The 19,369-nt window shown below is 71.8% G+C and carries 18 protein-coding genes; 10 read left to right on the forward strand and 8 right to left on the reverse strand.

The genetic code is table 11. The features are described from left to right. Nucleotides 1–12 precede the first annotated feature (12 nt). Complete coding sequence (locus KY5_RS09075; RefSeq protein WP_098241745.1) at nt 13–807, reverse strand: HAD family acid phosphatase; 795 nt, start codon at nt 805–807, stop codon at nt 13–15. Nucleotides 808–1,064: 257 nt separating this feature from the next. After that, on the reverse strand, nt 1,065–1,655 hold the full coding sequence (locus tag KY5_RS09080) for a TIGR03086 family metal-binding protein (protein ID WP_098241746.1): 591 nt from the start codon (nt 1,653–1,655) through the stop codon (nt 1,065–1,067). A 143-nt stretch (nt 1,656–1,798) separates the two neighbouring features. Here KY5_RS09080 and KY5_RS09085 point away from each other — a divergent pair, with 143 nt between their 5' ends. Beyond that, nucleotides 1,799–3,022 carry an MFS transporter gene (locus KY5_RS09085; protein ID WP_098241747.1) on the forward strand — a complete coding sequence of 408 codons (1,224 nt, stop codon included), beginning with the start codon at nt 1,799–1,801 and terminating at the stop codon, nt 3,020–3,022. Here the strand turns inward: KY5_RS09085 and KY5_RS09090 are convergent. The 3 genes from KY5_RS09090 to KY5_RS09100 form a co-directional block, all read right to left on the reverse strand. Next, a complete protein-coding gene (locus tag KY5_RS09090; RefSeq protein WP_098241748.1) occupies nt 2,997–4,349 on the reverse strand; it encodes a S28 family serine protease in 1,353 nt (450 codons plus the stop codon). The two genes, KY5_RS09085 and KY5_RS09090, sit on opposite strands and share 26 nt — an antisense overlap. Nucleotides 4,350–4,412: 63 nt before the next feature. Further along, entirely contained in the window at nt 4,413–5,579 is a 1,167-nt protein-coding gene (locus KY5_RS09095; RefSeq protein ID WP_098241749.1) for a hypothetical protein, read from the reverse strand. Further along, complete coding sequence (locus tag KY5_RS09100; protein ID WP_098241750.1) at nt 5,576–6,526, reverse strand: 5-dehydro-4-deoxyglucarate dehydratase; 951 nt, start codon at nt 6,524–6,526, stop codon at nt 5,576–5,578. The genes KY5_RS09095 and KY5_RS09100 overlap by 4 nt, the downstream gene beginning before the upstream one ends. Before the next feature lie 294 nt (nt 6,527–6,820). Here KY5_RS09100 and KY5_RS09105 point away from each other — a divergent pair, with 294 nt between their 5' ends. The 9 genes from KY5_RS09105 to KY5_RS09145 all read left to right on the forward strand — a co-directional run bounded on the left by KY5_RS09105 (nt 6,821) and on the right by KY5_RS09145 (nt 15,872). Further along, nucleotides 6,821–7,630, forward strand: coding sequence for an NAD-dependent epimerase/dehydratase family protein (locus KY5_RS09105; protein WP_098247135.1), 810 nt, complete (start codon nt 6,821–6,823; stop codon nt 7,628–7,630). 194 nt (nt 7,631–7,824) lie between these two features. Then, entirely contained in the window at nt 7,825–9,039 is a 1,215-nt protein-coding gene (locus KY5_RS09110) for an alpha/beta hydrolase family protein (RefSeq protein WP_098241751.1), read from the forward strand. 217 nt (nt 9,040–9,256) lie between these two features. Beyond that, nucleotides 9,257–10,027, forward strand: coding sequence for a DeoR/GlpR family DNA-binding transcription regulator (locus tag KY5_RS09115; protein ID WP_199842994.1), 771 nt, complete (start codon nt 9,257–9,259; stop codon nt 10,025–10,027). A 77-nt stretch (nt 10,028–10,104) separates the two neighbouring features. Beyond that, the gene (locus tag KY5_RS09120; RefSeq protein WP_098241753.1) at nt 10,105–11,472 is read left to right on the forward strand and encodes an ABC transporter substrate-binding protein; all 1,368 of its coding nucleotides are present in this window, start codon (nt 10,105–10,107) and stop codon (nt 11,470–11,472) included. Then, on the forward strand, nt 11,469–12,422 hold the full coding sequence (locus tag KY5_RS09125) for a carbohydrate ABC transporter permease (RefSeq protein WP_234362664.1): 954 nt from the start codon (nt 11,469–11,471) through the stop codon (nt 12,420–12,422). The genes KY5_RS09120 and KY5_RS09125 overlap by 4 nt, the downstream gene beginning before the upstream one ends. Then, on the forward strand, nt 12,419–13,288 hold the full coding sequence (locus tag KY5_RS09130; protein ID WP_199842996.1) for a carbohydrate ABC transporter permease: 870 nt from the start codon (nt 12,419–12,421) through the stop codon (nt 13,286–13,288). Before KY5_RS09125 ends, KY5_RS09130 begins: the two co-directional genes overlap by 4 nt. After that, nucleotides 13,285–14,274 carry a zinc-dependent alcohol dehydrogenase family protein gene (locus KY5_RS09135; protein ID WP_098241754.1) on the forward strand — a complete coding sequence of 330 codons (990 nt, stop codon included), beginning with the start codon at nt 13,285–13,287 and terminating at the stop codon, nt 14,272–14,274. Before KY5_RS09130 ends, KY5_RS09135 begins: the two co-directional genes overlap by 4 nt. A gap of 72 nt (nt 14,275–14,346) precedes the next feature. Beyond that, nucleotides 14,347–14,568, forward strand: coding sequence for a hypothetical protein (locus KY5_RS09140; protein ID WP_098241755.1), 222 nt, complete (start codon nt 14,347–14,349; stop codon nt 14,566–14,568). A 65-nt stretch (nt 14,569–14,633) separates the two neighbouring features. Then, nucleotides 14,634–15,872: a TerD family protein gene (locus KY5_RS09145; RefSeq protein ID WP_199843540.1), complete on the forward strand. Its 1,239-nt coding sequence runs from the start codon at nt 14,634–14,636 to the stop codon at nt 15,870–15,872. Nucleotides 15,873–15,952: 80 nt separating this feature from the next. Here the strand turns inward: KY5_RS09145 and KY5_RS09150 are convergent, their stop codons facing one another. From KY5_RS09150 to KY5_RS09160, 3 genes are all read right to left on the reverse strand, one after another. Next, on the reverse strand, nt 15,953–16,180 hold the full coding sequence (locus tag KY5_RS09150; RefSeq protein WP_055549867.1) for a CarD family transcriptional regulator: 228 nt from the start codon (nt 16,178–16,180) through the stop codon (nt 15,953–15,955). A 179-nt stretch (nt 16,181–16,359) separates the two neighbouring features. Next, the gene (locus tag KY5_RS09155) at nt 16,360–17,379 is read right to left on the reverse strand and encodes a 1-aminocyclopropane-1-carboxylate deaminase (RefSeq protein ID WP_098241757.1); all 1,020 of its coding nucleotides are present in this window, start codon (nt 17,377–17,379) and stop codon (nt 16,360–16,362) included. Between the two features lie 77 nt (nt 17,380–17,456). Further along, nucleotides 17,457–19,043 carry a TROVE domain-containing protein gene (locus KY5_RS09160; RefSeq protein ID WP_098241758.1) on the reverse strand — a complete coding sequence of 529 codons (1,587 nt, stop codon included), beginning with the start codon at nt 19,041–19,043 and terminating at the stop codon, nt 17,457–17,459. Nucleotides 19,044–19,369: the final 326 nt, after the last annotated feature.

Below are 19,369 nucleotides of genomic sequence, written 5' to 3' on the forward strand. Positions count from 1 at the left end.
GGAGGGACGGGCTCAGCCCACGAAGTACGTCGGGTTGGGGAGCTTGTACGTCTTGTCCGCGTAGCCGCCCGCGAGGTCGGAGACCTGGTCGCCGAAGCTGCCGACGATGTCGTAGCCCGTCGACTCGATGTGCTTGCGGGTGCCCTCCTTGAACTGGACGGTGTCGCACTTCCAGGCCCCGGGCGTGGCGCAGTGGCTCAGGTAGGCCGGGGGGTTCGCCTTGTTCTTGGTGAAGACGTGGGTGCGGTCGAGGCGCGTGTCGTACCCCGCCTTCGCGAGGTTGGTGACGGCGCCCTCGCGCTGCGACTCGGCGAGCCCGGTGAGGAAGAAGACCTCGACGCCCTCGCTCTTGGCGTACTTCACCAGTTCGGGCATGCCGAACACGGCCGGGCGCTTGGCCGCCTTGACGTAGGCGTCCCAACTGTCGTTGTTGTACGTGTAGTTGGTGGACTTCTCGTAGTCGAAGCTGAGCAGCGCGGTGTCGTCGACGTCCAGGACGATCGCGGGCTTCTTGCCGTGGCCGTGGTGGGCCTTGCGCGCGGCCTTCTTGATGTCCTTCTTCGCCTTGGCCTGGATGCGGGCCAGGTCCTTGGCGTAGGGGCTGTCGGGCGAGGACTTCCAGACGCCGTCGGCACCCTTGGTCGCGCCGTAGTACGCGTCGATCTCGCCGACGAGCAGGCCGATGTTGTGGGGCTCCTTGGTGGCGCGGGGCCGGTCCTGGTCGGCGGTGGCGACGGTGCCGTACAGGACGGCGCCCGCGACGGTACAGGTGGTGGCCAGGGCGGCCACGCGCAGGGACTTCCGCATGGATGCGATCTCCGGGTCGGTTCGTGGATCGGGCAGGTCACCGACTGTCTACGCGCATTGACCCGGATGTGGGGAGCCCCTTTGGGAGACCTTTTAATCGATCGATACCAGATCTCCATGCCCGGCTGATGCCCGAGCATTGCCCGGACCTTGCCCGGGTCCTGCCCCACCCCTGCCCGGTACTTGCCCGATCCCTGGCCGATCCCTGCCCGACCCACGGGCGCCGGGAGCCCCCGGCGCCCGCTCCCCGCTCCTCCTCAACTCACCGGCGTCCAGCGCGGGTCGCGGCCGCTCAGCCCGATGACCCGGTCCAGGAGCGGCGCGTCGTCCGGCACCGGTACCGGCGTGCCGAACAGGCCGCCCTCGTCGCCGTCCCCGCCCTCGGCGGGCGTGAGCAGCGCCTTGGCCGCCGTCAGGCTCGCCACGTCGGGCGCGTACTCCTGGCCGGTGGCGCGCGCCAGGTCCCAGCCGTGCACGACGAGTTCGTCGACGGCGACGAGCCCCGCGACCTCGCCCGGCAGGTCGATGCCGCCCGCACGGGTCATGCCCTGCCAGGCCGCCGGGTCGCGCCAGGCGTCGGCGAGGGCGTCGAGCGCCTTGGGCAGCTCGGCGCGCCAGCCGGATTCGAGCTCCGGCACGGAGCTCCCCGGGTCCCTGTCGAGCTCGGGCCCGAGGTCCTTGCGGGCGGCCTGGGCGAACGCGCGGGAGAGGTGGAGGAGATGGCCGAGCACCTCGCGCACCGCGTAGTCGGGGCAGGGGGTGGGCCCGGTGAGCTGTTCGTCCGCGACGCGGTCGGCGATGCGTGCCACGAGGCGGGCCTGCGGCCCCAGGTCGAGCGTGTCGGTCATGACAGGTCCTTCTGAGTCGGTGGAGCGGGCGTTGTCGGTAGCTCTCCCCTGGTAGACCGGTCCGGTGGCCCGAACTCATCGCGGATCGCTAGGCAATCCGCCCGATTCCGTCCGGGGGGCCTTAGGAACCAGCATCGGTCGGCATGACATCGACGATCGTGCGGGTCCTGCGGGACCGCAACGCGGGGCTCTATCTCGGCGCGGTGGTGGTCTCGGGCTTCGGGAGCTCCGCGCTGTGGCTGGCATCGGGGATCTGGGTGAAGGACCTGACGGGCTCCGACGGGCTCGCCGCGCTCTGCCAGTTCGCCCTGTGGGCGCCCACCCTCATGGGCCCGCTGCTCGGCACCCTCGCCGACCGCACCCGCCGCAGGCCGCTCCTCGTCGCCGCCAATCTCGCGCTCGCCGTCCTGCTCCTGTCCCTGACCTCCGTCGACGACGCGGGACGGCTCTGGATCCTGTTCGCGGTGCTCTTCGTGTACGGGGCGTGCGGCGTCGTCACCGACGCGGCGGAGGCAGCCCTGGTCGCGACGGCGGTCGACAAGGAGCTGCTCGGTGACTTCAACGGTCTGCGGATGTCCGCGAACGAGGGCATGAAGCTGGTGGCGCCGCTCGCGGGCGCGGGCCTCTTCGCCGCCTACGGAGGCGCGCCGGTGGCGCTCCTCGACGCCGTCACGTTCGTGCTCGCCGCCGGGATGTTCGCACTCCTTCGGGTGCGCGAGTCCGTCCCGGCGCGCGAGCGCGCGTCGCTGCGGGCGCGGACCGTGGAGGGGGCCGGGTACCTGTGGCGGCACGAGCGGCTGCGGCCCCTGGTGACGGCGGGCGGCCTGACCATGCTGACCTCCGGGATCACCGGAGCGACGCTCTTCGCGGTCGTCGACCGGCTCGGCCACTCCCCCACGTACACGGGCGTGCTCTACGTCGTGCAGGGCGTGGGGTCCGTCGCGGTGGGCGTGGCGTCGGGGTCACTGCTCCGGCGGTTCGGCGCGCGCCGCTTCGGCGGCACGGGCATCGCTCTGACGGGAGTCTCCGCGCTGCTCACTGCGGTGCCGCACGACGCCACGGCCCTCGCCGGTAGCCTCACCAACGGCATCGGCCTGCCCTGCGTCCTGATCGCGGCCCTGACGGCGGTCCAGCGCGAGACGCCCGACGCACTGCTCGGCCGGGTGGCGGCGACCGCCAACACCCTGATGTTCACGCCCACCGCGATCGGCATCGCGGCGGGCGCGGCGCTCGTGGAGAGCGTCGACATCGCGATCCTGCTCCCGGTGCTCGCGGGGGCGCGGCTGCTGATCGCCGCGCCCCTGCTGAGGTTCGGAGGCGCCAAGGGGGCGGGGGATGTGGCTACTTCACGTCCGCCCACCGCTTGATCGTCGCGATGGCCTCCGCCTGCTCGGCGGCGGGCAGCTTGGCGATCGACGCGCCGTGGTTGGCGCCCGGCACCACGTAGCGGTGGGAGTCGCGGTGGCTCGGGGTGAACTTCTCCGCGCTCCACGGGTCGTTCTCGCCGTAGACGAACATCATCCGCTGGCCCTTGGTCCGCACCCAGCGGTCGACGTCGGCGATGGTCTTGTTCTCGTACGTGCCGCGCATGGCGGCGGGCAGGACCGAGTTGGGCTGGTAGATGTCCGGGTGATGGCGGACGTCCTTGAGGTGCTTGAACTTGAGGTCGGCCCAGCCGAGTTGGGTGGCGGCCTGGCGGTAGTAGGGGCCCGTGCCGTTGGTGCCGAGGGTCTCGTCCTGGTAGACGCTGAAGCCGTGCTTCTTCGACCAGTCGTAGAGCTCGTCGTCGGTGGCCTTCTTCGCGTCGGGCACGGTCGGGCAGTCCGCCGCGGTGCCCGACTGCCAGAAGTTCCACACCTGGTCGAGGACCGCGAACTCGTAGGCGCGGTCGGTGGTGCCGAGGGTCTCCTCGAAGGTGTCGCCGTTGGTCTCGGCGTCCGCCTCGAACTTGGGGAGCAGGGCGTCGCGGCGTACGAGCATCTCGCGCTGTACGGCGTTGAGCGCGGTCCTGCACTCCTGGGTACCGACGGTCTTGAAGAAGCGCTCGTAGCCGCTGTCGTCGCGGTTGTTCGCGTCGTTGGGCGCGACGAACGCGACGACGGCGTCGAGGTCCTCGGGGTAGAAGCGCTCGTGGTACGTCGCCGTCATGCCGCCCTTGCTGGCGCCGGTGCCCAGCCACTTGCCCCGCTCGATCGTGCGCAGGGCCTTCGTGAGCCGGTGCTCGTCGGCGGCCTCCTGCTGGACGGTCATCTTGGACCAGTCGTCACCCGCCGCGCCGGAGGGCCGGGACTGCGCGAAGTAGCGGTGCTCGACGCTGACCTGGTTGGCGTCGATCAGCTTGGTGAGCGCGGTGGTGCCGCCCGCGAGGGTGTAGCCGCCGGTGTAGAGGACGGTCGGCTTGCCCGTGTCCTTGTGCCAGAGCGTGGCGCGCTGGGTGAAGGTGGCGCCCTGGGGCTTGCGGTGGTCGACGGGCTGGGCGTACGTGAGCGTGTAGAGAGGGAAGCCCTCCTTGTCGGCGACGGAGACGACCGTCATGCCGGGAATCTTCTCGAGCTGTCCGCGGATGTCGGTCGCCGCGTCACCGGCCCGGGCCGCCGCGCCGGTCCCCGCGGTGGCGGGCACCGCGCCGCCGAGCACGGCGACCCCCGCCATCAGTCCGGCACAGGCCAGCGCGGATATCCCCTTGTTGCGCACCTTGTCTCCCTCTGTCCCCTGATCACTGGAGCGATGGTCGTGGTGCGCGGATCGTATCGGCGATCACCGCGCGGGTGACAGGGCCTCCGCGACCTGCGCGAGGTCGGCGTCCGAGGCCAGTCCCGCGTGGTAGAGACGGAGTTCGGTGGCCCCGAGGTCCGCCGCCCGCGCCGCGTCGGCGGCGAGCGTGGCGGGGCTGCCGCCCATGCCGCTCACCACGGTGAGGTTGGCGGCAAGGACCACCCCTGCCCGCCGGTGGGCGGCGAAGGGCCGCAGCGCCTGCGCGCCGCCCGCACAGGGCACCACCACGCCGTCGGCCACGGACAGGACGTGCGCCGGGTCGACGCCCGCGTTGGCGCCGCAGTGGTACGGCACCGGGTCCGCGTGCAGCAGTACCTGGAAGCCGTCAGGGGCCGCCGCGCGGACGGCGCCGACCGCGGCCTCCTGGAGCGTACGGGCCCTCTCCTCGCGCCACGCGCGCGTGGCCGCCGCCGGCCGGGCGCCGATGAGCTTCTCGACGGACTCCCAGCCCGTGTCCTCGGCCTCGCCGCGCCACACGGGCTCCAGGCCCTCGCGGACGGCGGACGCGAGCGCGTCGGGGTCGAGACCCTGCCCGTCGTACCCCTCCCGGCAGCAGGAGCAGAAGCAGAGCGACATCAGGTACTGCCCCGCCTCGCCCAGGGGGACGCCCGCGATCTTGTCGTGGGCGTGCAGGTGCGCGAGGCCGTACCAGCCGCAGGACTCCAGTTCCGTGCCGCGCGCTCCGGGGCGTACGGCGGCCTCGGCGGCGAGGTCGACCAGGTACGCGCGCGTGGCGGGCTGGGCGATGCAGGGCGCCCAGGGGTAGCGGTCTCCGTAGGCGTTGACGACGGAGGTGGCCGGGTGGTCGCCGCCCAGGCGGGAGTTGTGGGCGAGGACGACCCAGCTGTGCACCTCGATCCCGGCGCCTCGAAGGGCCTCGGCCGCCTCTCCGTAGGCGTCGCCGCGCGCCCAGTCCCCCGCCGCGTACGGCCGTGGCGCGCGCCCCTGCCACCTCGCCCCCGGCGGGTAAAGCACGGACGCGTGCGCGGCCGTGACGACGCGGTGGCGCGGGTGGCGCGGGGTCAGCGCGCGCGTGGAGTGGTAGGCGGCGGCTAGGGTGACCTGCCGGACGCCGAGCCCCGCCAGGCGCGCGGGGGCATCGGGGTCGCCGACGACGTCCCAGGGGTAGAGGAACGCGGCGGCCCTCACGCGTCCTCCCGCAGCAACGCCCTGCCCCGCTCGACGAGTTCGGCCAGGCGCTTGACGTGGTCGTCGGCGGGCTCGTGCAGCGGCGTGCGGACGGGGCCCACGTCGAGGCCGCCGAGCCGCACGCCCGCCTTGACGAGCGAGACGGCGTAGCCCCGCCCCTCGGCGCGCAGTTCGACGAAGGGCCGGTAGAAACCGTCGATGAGGCGGTTCACGGCCGCGTCGCCCTCCCGCGTACCGGAGTTGAACGCCCGGTGGAAGGCGAGCGCGATGTCGGGCGCGAAGCAGAAGACGGCCGACGAGTAGAGGCTGACACCGATGCCCCGGTAGGCGAGCCCCGTCAGCTCGGCGGTGGGCAGGCCGTTGAAGTAGAGGAAGTCGTCAGGGCCTTCGGCGCGCACGGCGGAGACCGTGCGCTGCATCAGGTCCATGTCGCCGAGGCCGTCCTTGAAGCCGATGACGCGCTCGACGCGGGCGAGTTCGACGACGGTCTCCGGGGTGAACACGGCGTTGTCGCGCTGGTAGACGATGACGTCGAGCGAGGTGGCGGCGGCGAGTTCGGCGTAGTGCCCGAGCAGGCCCTCCTGTCCGGCGACGACGAGGTAGGGCGGCATGGCGAGCAGTCCGTCGGCGCCCGCCTCCTCGGCCAGGCGGGCGTAGCGCACGGCGAGCGCGGTGCCGTATCCGGCGCCCGCGACGACCGGCACGCGGCCCGCCGCCTCCGCGACGGCGGCGGCGACGCACTCCTGGAACTCCTCGGGTGTCAGGGCGTGGAACTCGCCCGTGCCGCAGCAGGCGAACACCGCCGCCGCACCGGCCTCGACGCCCTGGCGCACGTGGGCGCGGAAGACGTCGACGTCGACGGATCCGTCGGGCCCGAACGCGGTGACCGGGAAGAACAACGGCCCGCTGGGGACGCGAAGTCGAGTGGCGAGGGGGGCTGACGTCACGGGCTCTCCCTAGGCGTGCACGTTTCTGATCCATGTCCATATCCCTGAACGCACTCACGCTAAGCCGCCCCCCAGACGCCGGTCAAGCGCGCGAACTCCCCACGCGGGAGCGGATTTTCCGGCTCCGCAACGACTCCGCACGTGCTCACGGGCCACGCCGCCGGGACCCTTGACGCGGCGCGACCGAGATCCCTAGCGTGTCCATGGATGTGAATCCTGTACGCGGATGAGTACGTGGCCCGCGCGGCCGCACGACAGCACGCGGCCCGCGCGGCCGCGCACGAGGAGACCCGCATGCCCGCTCCCCGCACCGTCCTGCTCACCGGCGCCGCAGGCGGCCTCGGCACCCTGATGCGCGGGCTCCTGCCGGCCTACGGCCACACGCTGCGCCTGCTCGACGTGCGCCCCCTGCCCGGCGAGCCGGACGCCGTCACCGCCGACCTCGCCGACCGGGACGCGCTGCGCGAGGCCGTGCGCGGCGTCGACGCCGTGCTCCACCTCGCGGGCATCTCCCTGGAGTCCACCTTCGACAAGATCCTGAAGGCGAACATCGAGGGGACGTACAACCTCTACGAGGCCGCCCGCGAGGAGGGCGTGCGGCGCGTCGTCTTCGCCTCCTCCAACCACACGGTGGGCTTCACCCCGCGCCCCCGGGGCGAACAGCCGCTGATCCCGGTCGGCACTCCGCGCCGCCCCGACACCTTCTACGGCCTCTCGAAGTCCTTCGGCGAGGACCTCGCCCAGCTGTACTGGGACAAGCACGGCATCGAGACCGTCTCGGTCCGCATCGGCTCCTGCTTCCTGGAACCGACGAACGTACGGATGCTGTCCGTGTGGATGAGCCCCGGCGACGGGGCACGGCTCTTCCACGCCGCGCTCACCGCCGAGGACGTGCGACACACCGTCGTCTACGGCTCCTCCGCCAACACCCGGCTGTGGTGGGACCTCTCGTCGGCCCGCGCCCTTGGCTACGAGCCGCAGGACGACTCCGAGCAGTACGCCGAGAAGCTGGTCGCCGAGCAGGGCGAGCTCGACCCGGCCAATCCGGACCACGCGCACCTGGGCGGCCACTTCTGCACGAACCCGCCGGTGTGGCCGTACTGACGAACGGTTTGCGAACTGGGCGACGAACGGATCGCCCGCGAACCGACCTCGGGCTCCCTGTTCGATCGACGTTCGGCGCCCGCGATCTCTGACGTTCGTCCCATGACGTCGCCGTTCTCTCGACGAAGGATTCATTCCGTTTCCTGCTCAGGGGCGACGCGGCACCGGGCACCGGCGCCCTAGCGTTTCTTTGCATGAGCGAAACCCGGAAGACCCCACACGGCCGTGCCCTCGTTCCGCTGCTCACCCTGGCCCTGACGCTGCCCCTGGCCGACGGCGGGGCCTCCCTGGCCGCGACGCCGCACGGCGCGGCGGGTGGCGGGGCGACGTCTTCCGCGGCCACGGCGAGGGCCGAACTGCCCCGGCCCACCGGGCCGTTCGCGGTGGGCCGCGACACCCTGCACCTCGTCGACGAGAGCCGCCGCGACCCCTGGGTGTCCTCGGCGGGCGCGCGGGAGCTGATGGTCTCCGCGTACTACCCCGCACTGCCCGGCCTCCCCGCACTGCCCGGATCGGGGCGCCCCGCCCGCTACATGACCGAGAAGGAGGCGCAACTCCTCCTGAAGTCCGGCCACATGGCGGGCAAGGTGTCCGCCGCCGCCTACAGCGGCGCCCGCGCCTTCGCGCGCACCGACGCGCGCCCCCTCCAGGGACGGTTCCCGCTGGTCCTGCTCTCGCCCGGATTCACCACGCCCCGCGCCACGTTGACCCACCTCGCCGAGGACCTCGCGAGCCGCGGCTACGTCGTCGCCACCGTCGACCACGCCTACGAGGCGGCGGGCGCCGCGTTCCCCGGCGGCCGGACGCTGACCTGCGCGGCCTGTCGGACACTCGCCGAGCCCGGCGCGCTCAGGACCGTCACCACGGGGCGCGCGAAGGACCTCTCGTACGTCATCGACCGCCTCACGGGACCCGAGGCGACCTGGCGGTACTCCCGTCTCATCGACCCCGCCCGGATCGGGGCGGGCGGCCACTCCGTGGGCGGGGCCGCCGCGCTCGCCGTCATGACCACCGACCGGCGGGTGCGGGCGGGCCTGAACATGGACGGCACCTTCTACACACCGCCCACCGGGCTCGCGGGGCGCCCCTTCCTGATGCTCGGCACCCGCGACGAGCACAGCGCGGGCGGCAGGGACGTGAGCTGGGACCGCACCTGGCGGGGCCTCGACGGCTGGAAGCGGTGGCTGACGGTCAAGGGCTCAGGACACTTCACCTTCACCGACGCCCCGGTCCTGCTCGACCAGCTCGGCGCCGCGCTGCCCGGCGCGCCCCTCTCCGGCGAGCGCTCCCAGCGGCTCACCCGCGCCTACGTCGGGGCCTTCTTCGACCAGGAGCTGCGCGGCATCCCCCGGCCGCTGCTCGACGGTCCCGATCCGGCCGCCCCCGAGGTCGCCTTCGAGCGCCCCTGACCCGGGCCCGCCCGCCGAGCGGGCGGCGAACGGGCATCCCTCACCCCCGAAACGGGCACGCCCGACGCCCGCGCCACAGGCCGTCGCCCCGCCAAACGGGCACATGCGGGCAGCATCGCGCACCCTGCGAGCCTGTTCACCCCTGGGGCGCGCGCTGTAGAACTTCCCCACAGGGCCCGAACGGGCACCGCACGACCCCGGGGAAGAGGTGGCACCGATGACCGCGGAAGAGCGTCAGCGGCAGATCGTCAGCGCGGCGCGCCACTCCGGCTCCGTCGACGTGACCGCGCTCGCCGCCGCGCTCGGTGTCGCCAAGGAGACCGTCCGCCGCGATCTGCGGGCCCTGGAGGACCACGGTCTGGTCCGCCGCACCCACGGCGGCGCCTACCCCGTGGAGAGCGCGGGCTTCGAGACCACCCTCGCCTTCCGCACGACCATGCACGTCCCGGAGAAGCGGCGCATCGCGGCGGCCGCCGCCGAACTGCTCGGCGAGGCCGAGACGGTCTTCGTCGACGAGGGCTTCACCCCGCAGCTGGTCGCCGAGGCGCTGCCCGCGGCCTCGGCGGGCCGCTCGCTGACCGTGGTCACCGCCTCGCTCGCCACCGCGGGCGCGCTCGCCGAGGCCGAGAACGTCACGGTGCTGCTGCTCGGCGGCCGGGTGCGGCCCGGCACGCTCGCCACCGTCGACCACTGGACGACCCGCATGCTCGCCGGGTTCGTCATCGACCTGGCGTACATCGGCGCCAACGGCATCTCCCGCGAGCACGGCCTCACCACGCCCGACCCGGCGGTCAGCGAGGTGAAGGCGGCGGCCATCCGGGCCTCGCGGCGCACCGTGTTCCTGGGCGTGCACACCAAGTTCGGGGCGAGCAGCTTCTGCCGGTTCGCGGGGGTCGGCGACCTCGACGCGATCGTCACGGGTGCCCGGCTGCCCGCCTCCGAGGCCCATCGGTACTCCCTGCTCGGGCCGCAGGTCGTCCGCGCCTGACGCCACCTCCGCCCTCCTTCCCCACTCCCGCACGCCCTCACCCATCCCATTGGTCCCTCTATGTCCAGGAGCGATTCATGCGAACCCGGAGCCGACCCAGGCCGCGCGCGCTCACCGCGGCCGCCGCAGGGGCGCTGCTCGCCCCGCTGCTCGCCGGATGCTGGACCGGCGCGGGCGGAACCGGTTCAGGCGGCGACTCCATCAACGTGCTGATGGTCAACAACCCGCAGATGGTGGAGTTGCAGAAGCTCACCGCCGCCCACTTCACCAAGGAGACGGGCATCAAGGTGAACTTCACCGTCCTGCCCGAGAACGACGTCCGCGACAAGATCAGCCAGGACTTCGCCAACCAGGCGGGGCAGTACGACGTGGCGACGCTCAGCAACTACGAGATACCCATCTACGCCAGGAACGGCTGGCTGCACGACGTCGGTTCGTACGCCCACCAGGACAAGGGCTACGACGAGAAGGACATCCTGCCGCCCATGCGCCAGTCCCTGACCGGCGACGACGGCAAGCTCTACGGACAGCCCTTCTACGGAGAGTCGTCCTTCCTGATGTACCGCAAGGACGTCTTCGAGAAGGCGGGCCTGACCATGCCGGCGAAGCCCACCTGGCGGCAGGTGGCGAAGCTCGCGGCCCAAGTGGACGGCGAGCGGCCGGGAATGAAGGGCATCTGTCTGCGCGGACTGCCCGGCTGGGGCGAGGTGATGGCCCCGCTGACGACCGTGGTGAACACCTTCGGAGGCACCTGGTTCGACAAGAGCTGGAAGGCCCGGCTCGACTCCCCCGAGTTCGAGAAGGCAACGCGCTTCTACGTGGACCTCGTGCGCGAGCACGGCGAGTCGGGGGCCGCCCAGTCCGGCTACGCCGAGTGCCTCAACAACCTCACCCAGGGCAAGACCGCCATGTGGTACGACGCGACGGCCGCCGCCGGATCGCTCGAAGCCGCCAAGTCCCCGGTCAAGGGCAAGATCGGCTATGTGGCCGCGCCGGTGGAGCGGACGAAGAGCTCCGGGTGGCTCTACACCTGGGCGTGGGGCCTGCAGAAGGCGTCCAAGAACCCCGACAAGGCGTGGAAGTTCATCTCCTGGGCGTCCGGTAAGGAGTACGAGGAACTGGTCGGCGAGAAGATCGGCTGGTCGAACGTGCCCGCGGGCAAGCGCGCGTCCACCTACGCGAACCCCGCCTACCGCAAGGAAGCCGCCGCCTTCCAGGACGTCACCCGCGCCGCCATCGAGGGCGCGAGGCCCCGAGACCCGGGACTACAGCCGCGGCCCGCGCCCGGCATCCAGTTCGTCGGCATCCCCGAGTTCACCGACCTCGGCACCAAGGTCTCCCAGGAGATCAGCGCGGCCATCGCGGGACGCCAGTCCGTCGCGTCGGCCCTGGAGAAGTCACAGGACCTCGCCGAGAAGATCTCCGAGGAGTACGAGGGACGATGACCGCCACCGCGAGCACCACCGCCGCCGGGCACGCGCGCGTGCCCACCGCCCGCAAGCAGGGGCCACCGGGACGGCTGCGCGCCTGGGCCACCAGGGCCCCCCTCCTGCCCGCCCTGATCTTCATGGTCGTCGTGACCCAACTGCCGTTCGTGGCGACCCTGGTGATCTCCTTCTTCGACTGGAACGCCCTCTACCCGGACGCCCGCAGCTTCACCGGATTCGCCAACTACACCGAGGTCCTCACCGACCCCGACCTGCGCAAGTCCGTCCTGACGACGATCCTGCTCACCGCTTCCGTGGTCATCGCGAGCCTGGTGATCGGGCTCGGCCTCGCCCTGCTCCTCGACCGGAGGTTCCGGGGGCGCGGGATCGTGCGGACGCTGCTCATCGCGCCGTTCCTGCTGGTGCCCGTGGCCGCCGCGCTGCTGTGGAAGCACGTGCTCTACAACCCCGAGTACGGGCTCTTCAACGGGCTCCTGCACTGGGTCGGCGGCGACGGCGCGAGCCAGCCCGACTGGATCTCCGACACCCCGCTGCTCGCCATCGAGGCGTCCCTGGTGTGGCAGTGGACGCCCTTCATGATGCTGATCCTGCTCGCGGGGCTGCAGAGCCGCGACACCGAACTCATCGAGGCCGCCCGCATGGACGGCGCGAACAACTGGCAGGTCTTCCGCCATCTGACGCTGCCGCACCTGCGCCGCTACCTCGAACTGGGCGCGCTGCTCGGCTCGATCTACATCGTGCAGAACTTCGACGCCGTCTTCACGATCACCTCGGGCGGCCTCGGCACCGCCAACCTGCCCTACACCGTCTACCAGAGCTTCTACCAGGCCCACGAGAACGGTCTGGCCTCCGCGGCGGGCGTGCTCGTCGTCATCGGCTCGATCATCATCGCGACCTTCGCCCTGCGGGTCGTCTCGTCCCTCTTCCGTGAGGAGGTGTCACGTTGAGTTCCTCGACCTCTTCCTCGACCTCTACGAAGTCCGCCGCGAAGTCCCCCGCGAAGGGGCGGGCGCTCGGCCTCGTGGCCTGGCTCGCCGGGATCCTGTTCTTCCTGCCCATCGCGTGGATGGCCCTGACGTCCTTCCACTCGGAGCAGGACGCCGCCACCAACCCGCCCTCGCTCGCCGCGCCCCTGACCCTGGACGGCTATCGCGACTTCTTCGGTGCGGGCGGCGGCGCGAGCCCCTGGCCCTCGCTGATCAACTCGGCGGTGGCGTCGGTCGTCTCGACCCTGTTCGTGCTCGTGCTCGCGCTGCCCGCCGCGTACGCCCTGTCCATCAGGCCCGTGAAGAAGTGGACGGACGTTCTCTTCTTCTTCCTCTCGACGAAGATGCTGCCGGTCGTGGCGGGCCTGCTGCCGCTGTACCTCTTCGCCAAGAACACCGGTCTGCTCGACAACATCTGGCTGCTCGTCATCCTCTACACCTCGATGAACCTGCCGATCGCGGTGTGGATGATGCAGTCGTTCCTCTCCGAGGTGCCCAAGGCGATCATCGAGGCCGCGCAGATCGACGGGGCCAGGCTGCCGACCGTCCTCACGCGCGTGGTGGCGCCCATCGCGCTGCCAGGGATCGCCGCGACCTCGCTGATCTGCTTCATCTTCAGCTGGAACGAGCTGCTCTTCGCCCGGGTGCTCAGCGGCGTCGTCGCCCAGACCGCGCCCGTCTTCCTGACCGGCTTCATCACCAGCCAGGGCCTGTTCCTGGCGAAGGTGTGCGCCGCGTCGCTCGTGATCTCCCTGCCGGTGCTCGCCGCGGGGTTCGCCGCCCAGGACAAGCTGGTCCAGGGCCTGTCGTTGGGAGCTGTGAAATGAAGGCCGCGATCGTCGAGTCGGTGGGCAAGGTCGTCGTCGGCGAGGTGCCGGACCCCACGCCAGGGCCCCGCGAGGTCGTCGTGGAGGTCGCCGCGTGCGGCCTGTGCGGCACCGATCTGCACATCCGCCAGGGCGAGTTCGCCCCGACGCTCCCCGTGGTGCCGGGGCACGAGTTCGCGGGCACCGTCGCCGCGCTCGGCCGTGACGTGAGCGGTCTCGCGGTCGGCGACCGCGTCGCCGTGGACCCGTCGCTGCACTGCCACGAGTGTCGCTACTGCCGGGTCGGGCGCGGCAACCTCTGCGAGCGGTGGGCCGCGATCGGGGTGACCACCGCGGGCGGCGCCGCCCAGTACGCCCTCGCGCCCGCCGCCAACTGCGTCCGGCTGCCCGACCACGTACGCACCCAGGACGCGGCCCTCATCGAGCCGCTCTCCTGCGCGGTGCGCGGCTACGACGTCCTCCGGGCCAGGCTCGGCGCGCACGTCCTGATCTACGGCTCGGGCACGATGGGCCTGATGATGCTGGAGCTGGCCAAGCGGACCGGCGCCGCCTCCGTCGACGTGGTCGACCTCAACCCCGAGCGGCTCGCGACGGCGAAGCTCCTCGGCGTCTCCGGGTCGGCTGCCGGGCCCGACGAACTCGACAGGCCCGAGGGTTGGGACGTGGTGATCGACGCGACGGGCAACGCGGCGGCGATCCAGGACGGTCTCGGCCGGGTCGCCAAGGCCGGAACGTTCCTGCAATTCGGCGTCTCGGACTACGCGACGCGGGTCAGCATCGACCCGTACCGCATCTACAACCAGGAGATCACCATCACCGGATCGATGGCGGTCCTGCACAGCTACGAGCGGGCCGCCGAGCTGTTCGCGGGCGGGGTGCTCGACCCGGACGTGTTCATCAGCGACCGGCTGCCGCTCGACTCCTACCCGCAGGCGCTCGACCGGTTCGCCTCGGGGGCGGGACGCAAGATCGTCGTGGTGCCGTAAGCCGCGGTGCCGCGCATCGTGGCGCCGTAAATCCGGTACCGCTCGGCGCGGCCGGGACATACGCTCCCGGCCATGCCGAGACCTCATGGATTCACCTACGAACAGCGCCCCGACGGCAGCGTCGTCATCACCCACGGCGCCCGTGCGGCGGGGACCCTGCGCGGGGCGCGCGCCGAGCGGTTCCTCGCCGAGGCCGAGGGCGGCGACCCGCAGCTGGTGATGGCCCGCTGGACGGGCAACTACAAGCGCGGCAACGAGCGCTCGGCACGGTCGCACGCCCGCAATCAGGGCTGAGAAAAACCCGCCGCGGGTAAGGGAACGGCAAAGCCGGGTCGTTCGTTACTCCCGGCATGACAGCTATGACCCCCGGCTCGAACATCCCGCTGACCGCCGCCCGCGTGGCGGTGGACGTCGCCGCCCCCGTGCGGCTCGACGTATCGGGCCTGCTGCTCACCGCCGACGGCAAGGTGCGCTCCGACGACGACTTCATCTTCTTCAACCAGCCCTCGGGCCCCGGTGTGACCTACCAGTCCGGCGGCGGCACGACCCCCGACAAGGTCACCGTGGACACGGCCGCCGTGCCGCCCGGCATCGAGAAGATCGTCGTGACCGCGAGCCCGGACGCGGCGGGCCAGACCTTCCAGGGCGTCGAGCCCACGGCCACCATCCGCAACGCGGACGACGGCTCGGTGCTCGCCACCTTCACCCCGCCGCAGCTCGGCACCGAGACGGCGCTGGTGATCGTCGAGATCTACCTGCGCAACGGCGCGTGGAAGGCCCGTGCCGTCGGCCAGGGGTACTCCAACGGCCTCGCCGGGATCGCCACGGACTTCGGCGTCTCGGTGGAGGAGCCCGCTCCGGCCGCTCCGGCAGCCGCTCCCGCCGCTCCCGCGCCTCCGATGGCGCCCCCGGTGGGCCAGCCCGTGCAGGGCCCGCCGCCGCCCGTCTCCGACCCGCGCCTGGCCGCTCCGGCACCGCCCGCCGCTCCCCCGGCCCCCGCCGCGCCCGCGCCCGGCGCCGGGAAGATCAACCTGGACAAGGGCCGGGTCAGCCTCCAGAAGAACCAGACGGTGTCCCTGGTCAAGGGCGGCCGTCCGCTGCTCTCGCAGGTCAAGATGGGCCTCGGCTGGGAGCCCGCGTTCCGCGGCAAGGACATCGACCTGGACGCGTCCGTCATCGCGTACGGCCCGCAGCGCAACCACGTGGACAGCTGCTACTTCGGCAAGCTCTCGATCGTGAACGGCGCGATCAAGCACTCCGGCGACAACCTCACGGGCGAGGGCGGCGGTGACGACGAGGTGATCGTCGTCGACCTCGGCCGTATCCCCCAGGAGGTCACGGGCCTGGTCTTCACGGTGAACTCGTTCTCGGGACAGAAGTTCACGGAGGTCGCCAAGGCGTACTGCCGCCTGATCGACGCGTCGACCGGCGAGGAGCTGGTCCGCTTCGACCTGACCAACGCCGAGGCGCAGACCGGCGTGATGATGGCGAAGCTGATCAAGCAGTTCACCGGCGAGTGGGAGATGACCGCGATGGGGCAGTTCGTGAAGTCCCGCACGGTGCGCGGCATGGTGAAGCCCTCGGCGCAGGCGCTGTAAGGGCCGGGAGACACACGTGAGGGGCGGCGGACCGCATGCACGGTCCGCCGCCCCTCACGTGTGTCAGGTCACAGTCGGACTCACAGCTTGGCCAGCTTCGGGTAGGGGCTCAGGAAACGTCCCTGACGCCCGGCGAAGTCGATGACCACCGCGTCCTCTCCCTCGACGCCGACGATCCTCCCGAGTCCGTACTGGTCGTGGGAGACCCGGTCGCCCACGGCGAACTGCTCAACGGGTGGTGCGGGCGGAGCGGGCACGTTGAAGGGACTGTTCGGCAGGTGGCGGCGCGAGCCGGGGGGCCTCGTCATGTTCGCAGTATGCGCCCCCGGAGACCCGGCGCACCATGCTTCGAGCTCACACCGCCCTCACATCGGTATGGAACAGACACACAAAACGCAGCCGCAGCACACTGCCCGGTGGCCCCGGACACGACCCGAACGGGCTACGCGGGTAACGCTGCGCACCCCGCCCATCACACTCCGTACGTTCAAAAAAGCGTGCTGTAGGCGTTGAGCGCGGGCTGCCCGCCGAGATGGGCGTAGAGCATGGTCGCGTCGCGCGGGATCTCGCCCCTGGCCACCAGGTCGACGAGGCCCGCCATCGACTTCCCCTCGTAGACCGGGTCGGTCACCATGCCCTCCGTCCGCGCGGCCAGGCGCATCGCGTCGAGGGTCGCCTCGTCGGGGAGGCCGTAGGTGCCCGCGTGATAGCGCTCGTCGAGCTCGACGTCCGCCGCCACGTCCCGGGACACACCGATGAGTTCCGCCGTGGAGCGGGCGATCCTGGTGATCTGCTCGCGGGTGCGGTCCGGCTCGGCGGAGGCGTCGATGCCGAGGACGCGCCGCGGCCTGCCGCCCTCCTCGGCGAGCGCGGCGCAGCCCGCGACCATGCCCGCCTGGGTGGATCCGGTCACCGAGCAGACGACGACGGTGTCGAAGAAGACCCCCAGGTCCCTTTCCTGCTCGGCGAGTTCGTACGCCCACTGCGCGAAGCCGAGGCCGCCGAGCCGGTGTTCCGAGCAGCCCGCCGGTATCGCGTACGGCCTGCCGCCCGCCTCCTCGACCTCGCGCACCGCCCGCTCCCAGCTCTCCTTGACGCCGATGCCGAACCCGGCCCGCACCAGGCGCACATCGGCGCCCGCGAGCCTGCTGATCTGGATGTTGCCGACCTTGTCGTAGCCGGGTTCCGGCCAGTCGACCCAGCTCTCCTGGATCAGCACGCACTTGAGCCCGGCGCGGGCGGCCACCGCGGCGACCTGGCGGGTGTGGTTGGACTGGACGCCGCCGATCGACACGAGCGTGTCGCAGCCCTGCGCGAGGGCGTCGGCGACCAGGTACTCCAGCTTCCTGGTCTTGTTCCCGCCGTACGCGATGCCGGAGTTGCAGTCCTCCCGCTTGGCCCAGAGCGTGGCGCCGCCGAGACGGTGGGTGAGCCGCTCCAGGGGGTGCACGGGCGAGGGGCCGAAGAGGAGCGGATAGCGCGGGTAGGTGTCGAGGGGTGCGGACACGGGAGCCTCCCGGAGTCGGGGATCGTGACGTTAGATCCCCGGCTCCGGGAGGGACAAGGGCACCGGCGGGCCCCGTCTCAGGCCGCGTCCCGCCACGGCCAGTCGGCGTCGCGGCCCGCCTCCAGCAGCGGCACCATGCGGAACGCCGCGTCCGAAAGGCCGCCGAAGACATGGCGGTTGCCCGTGCCGGACGCGCTGTGGCCCGCGCGGTATCCCGCCAGGTTCCAGGTGTAGACGGGCACGTGACCGGGGACCTGCTCGGTCGGGTCGCCGTGGTGGTGGTACGTCGCCTGCTCGTCGGTGACGATCAGGACCCGGTCGTGCTTCTTGTAGGAGCGGCGCACCGCCCCGGTGGTGTCGGTGCCGCCGAGGTCGCCGAAGCGGTCGAGCACCTTCAGGACGGACTCCCCCGCGCGGTACTTCACCCGGGCGCTGGTGGTGCCGAACTGGACCAGGTCCGCGTCGGCGGCCCGCAGGGCGAGGGCGGTGCCGAAGATCGCCGCCGCGTCGGCCCGGTTGAGCTGCGAGCGGTCAGACAGCGGCGACCACATCGAGCCCGAGCGGTCGACCAGGATCAGCGTGCGCCCGGGCAGCGACGGCACGTTGGCCAGCGAGTGGCCGAGCGCCCGCTCCAGCGGGTAGGACCAGCGCAGCGACGGCGCGTGCTGGTACGCGGCGAGGTAGCGGAAGGGGAACTGCCGCGACCTCGCGACGACTTCGGGGTCCGCGAGCCGGTCCGCGACGCCCGCGGCGACCTCGTCCGAGACGCCCGCCTCGTCGAAGTTGCGCAGGTTGCGGACCAGCGCCATGGCACCCATGGACGGGATGACGGCCTCCCAGGCCGCCTTGTCCATCGGCCCGTGCAGCCAGCCCGCGAGCGCCTCCCAGGTGATGCCCGCGGCGGCGAGCCGCTCGGCGCCGCCGGGCCCGGTGACCACCGCGCGCCGCTCGGCGACGGGCAGCGCCATCAGCTCGCGGTGCGCGGCGAGCACGCGCGCGCCCTCGGGCGGCACGGCCGTCTCCGGGTGGTGGCGCCGGTCGAGCGCGTACCGGAAGAGGGCGCCCTGCCACGGCTTGTCCGGGTCGGGGGCCGCGTGCACCAGGTTGAGGATGTCGCCGAAGCGGTAGCCCTTGGACGCCGTGTCGTACTTCAGGAGCGACTTCTCGCCGTAGAGGCGGCGCACCGCGTCGGCGATGCCGCGCTTGACGGGCTTGGGGACGTTCCGGCCGTACGTCGAGGTCCAGTAGCCGAGGAACTCGCCGGGCTCGTCGGGGCGACGCAGCACGGAGGCGACGACCTGACGGCCCGTGGGTCCTTCCGTGGCGTGCGCGTCGAGGCGTGCCTTGACGTACTCGGCGGCGCCGACGAGGGAGGCCGTGCGCATGTTGCCGTCGCCGCGCAGCCAGCCGAGCAGGCCCGCGGTCCACGCCGGGTCCTCGACGGCGAGGCGGCGCACGAGCGTGGCGAAGCGGTCGTCGCGGCGGCCCCCGGTCTCGTAGAAGGTCCGCTGGGACACGAAGTTGGCGACCGCGAGCAGGAAGAGTTCGGAGCGCGCGTCGCGCAGGTGTCCGGTGCCGCCCTCGTACGTGTGCGTGGTGCGGCCCGTCGACTTCACGGGAGAGGCGACGAACGCCTTGAAGGACTTGGTGTTGAAGCGTGCCATGAGAATTCCCCCGAATTCATCGTGCTTTACGTTGCGGGGGGAGGCATCATGCGGCAGGAGTGCGCCCGAGTTCAGAGGTCGGCGACGGAATTCATATCGGATGCTCTACCGGGTTGAGCTACACCGAACCGTATTCGATGACGGGATTCGAACCCGCAACCATCTGAGCAAGAGAAGTATCCGCGGCCTGCGCACCGGGCGCACACCAGCCGCTGAGCCCCCCGAGATCAAGGCTGGCGGCGGCGTGATCCCAGGAGGGGAAGCAGCCGCGGCCGACGCACCGGGAGGTGCGGGAAGGAACATGGAGTTATGGGTGTCCAGAGTTC

It is taken from the genome of Streptomyces formicae (assembly GCF_002556545.1).
In the GTDB taxonomy this organism is placed as follows: domain Bacteria; phylum Actinomycetota; class Actinomycetes; order Streptomycetales; family Streptomycetaceae; genus Streptomyces; species Streptomyces formicae_A.

Bases quoted from the DNA above. Each gene is read 5' to 3' on its own strand.
- KY5_RS09075 (WP_098241745.1), bottom strand. From the start codon at position 807: ATGCGGAAGTCCCTGCGCGTGGCCGCCCTGGCCACCACCTGTACCGTC.
- KY5_RS09080 (WP_098241746.1), bottom strand. From the start codon at position 1,655: ATGACCGACACGCTCGACCTGGGGCCGCAGGCCCGCCTCGTGGCACGC.
- KY5_RS09085 (WP_098241747.1), top strand. From the start codon at position 1,799: ATGACATCGACGATCGTGCGGGTCCTGCGGGACCGCAACGCGGGGCTC.
- KY5_RS09105 (WP_098247135.1), top strand. From the start codon at position 6,821: ATGCCCGCTCCCCGCACCGTCCTGCTCACCGGCGCCGCAGGCGGCCTC.
- KY5_RS09110 (WP_098241751.1), top strand. From the start codon at position 7,825: ATGAGCGAAACCCGGAAGACCCCACACGGCCGTGCCCTCGTTCCGCTG.
- KY5_RS09115 (WP_199842994.1), top strand. From the start codon at position 9,257: ATGACCGCGGAAGAGCGTCAGCGGCAGATCGTCAGCGCGGCGCGCCAC.
- KY5_RS09120 (WP_098241753.1), top strand. From the start codon at position 10,105: ATGCGAACCCGGAGCCGACCCAGGCCGCGCGCGCTCACCGCGGCCGCC.
- KY5_RS09125 (WP_234362664.1), top strand. From the start codon at position 11,469: ATGACCGCCACCGCGAGCACCACCGCCGCCGGGCACGCGCGCGTGCCC.
- KY5_RS09135 (WP_098241754.1), top strand. From the start codon at position 13,285: ATGAAGGCCGCGATCGTCGAGTCGGTGGGCAAGGTCGTCGTCGGCGAG.
- KY5_RS09140 (WP_098241755.1), top strand. From the start codon at position 14,347: ATGCCGAGACCTCATGGATTCACCTACGAACAGCGCCCCGACGGCAGC.
- KY5_RS09145 (WP_199843540.1), top strand. From the start codon at position 14,634: ATGACCCCCGGCTCGAACATCCCGCTGACCGCCGCCCGCGTGGCGGTG.
- KY5_RS09150 (WP_055549867.1), bottom strand. From the start codon at position 16,180: ATGACGAGGCCCCCCGGCTCGCGCCGCCACCTGCCGAACAGTCCCTTC.
- KY5_RS09160 (WP_098241758.1), bottom strand. From the start codon at position 19,043: ATGGCACGCTTCAACACCAAGTCCTTCAAGGCGTTCGTCGCCTCTCCC.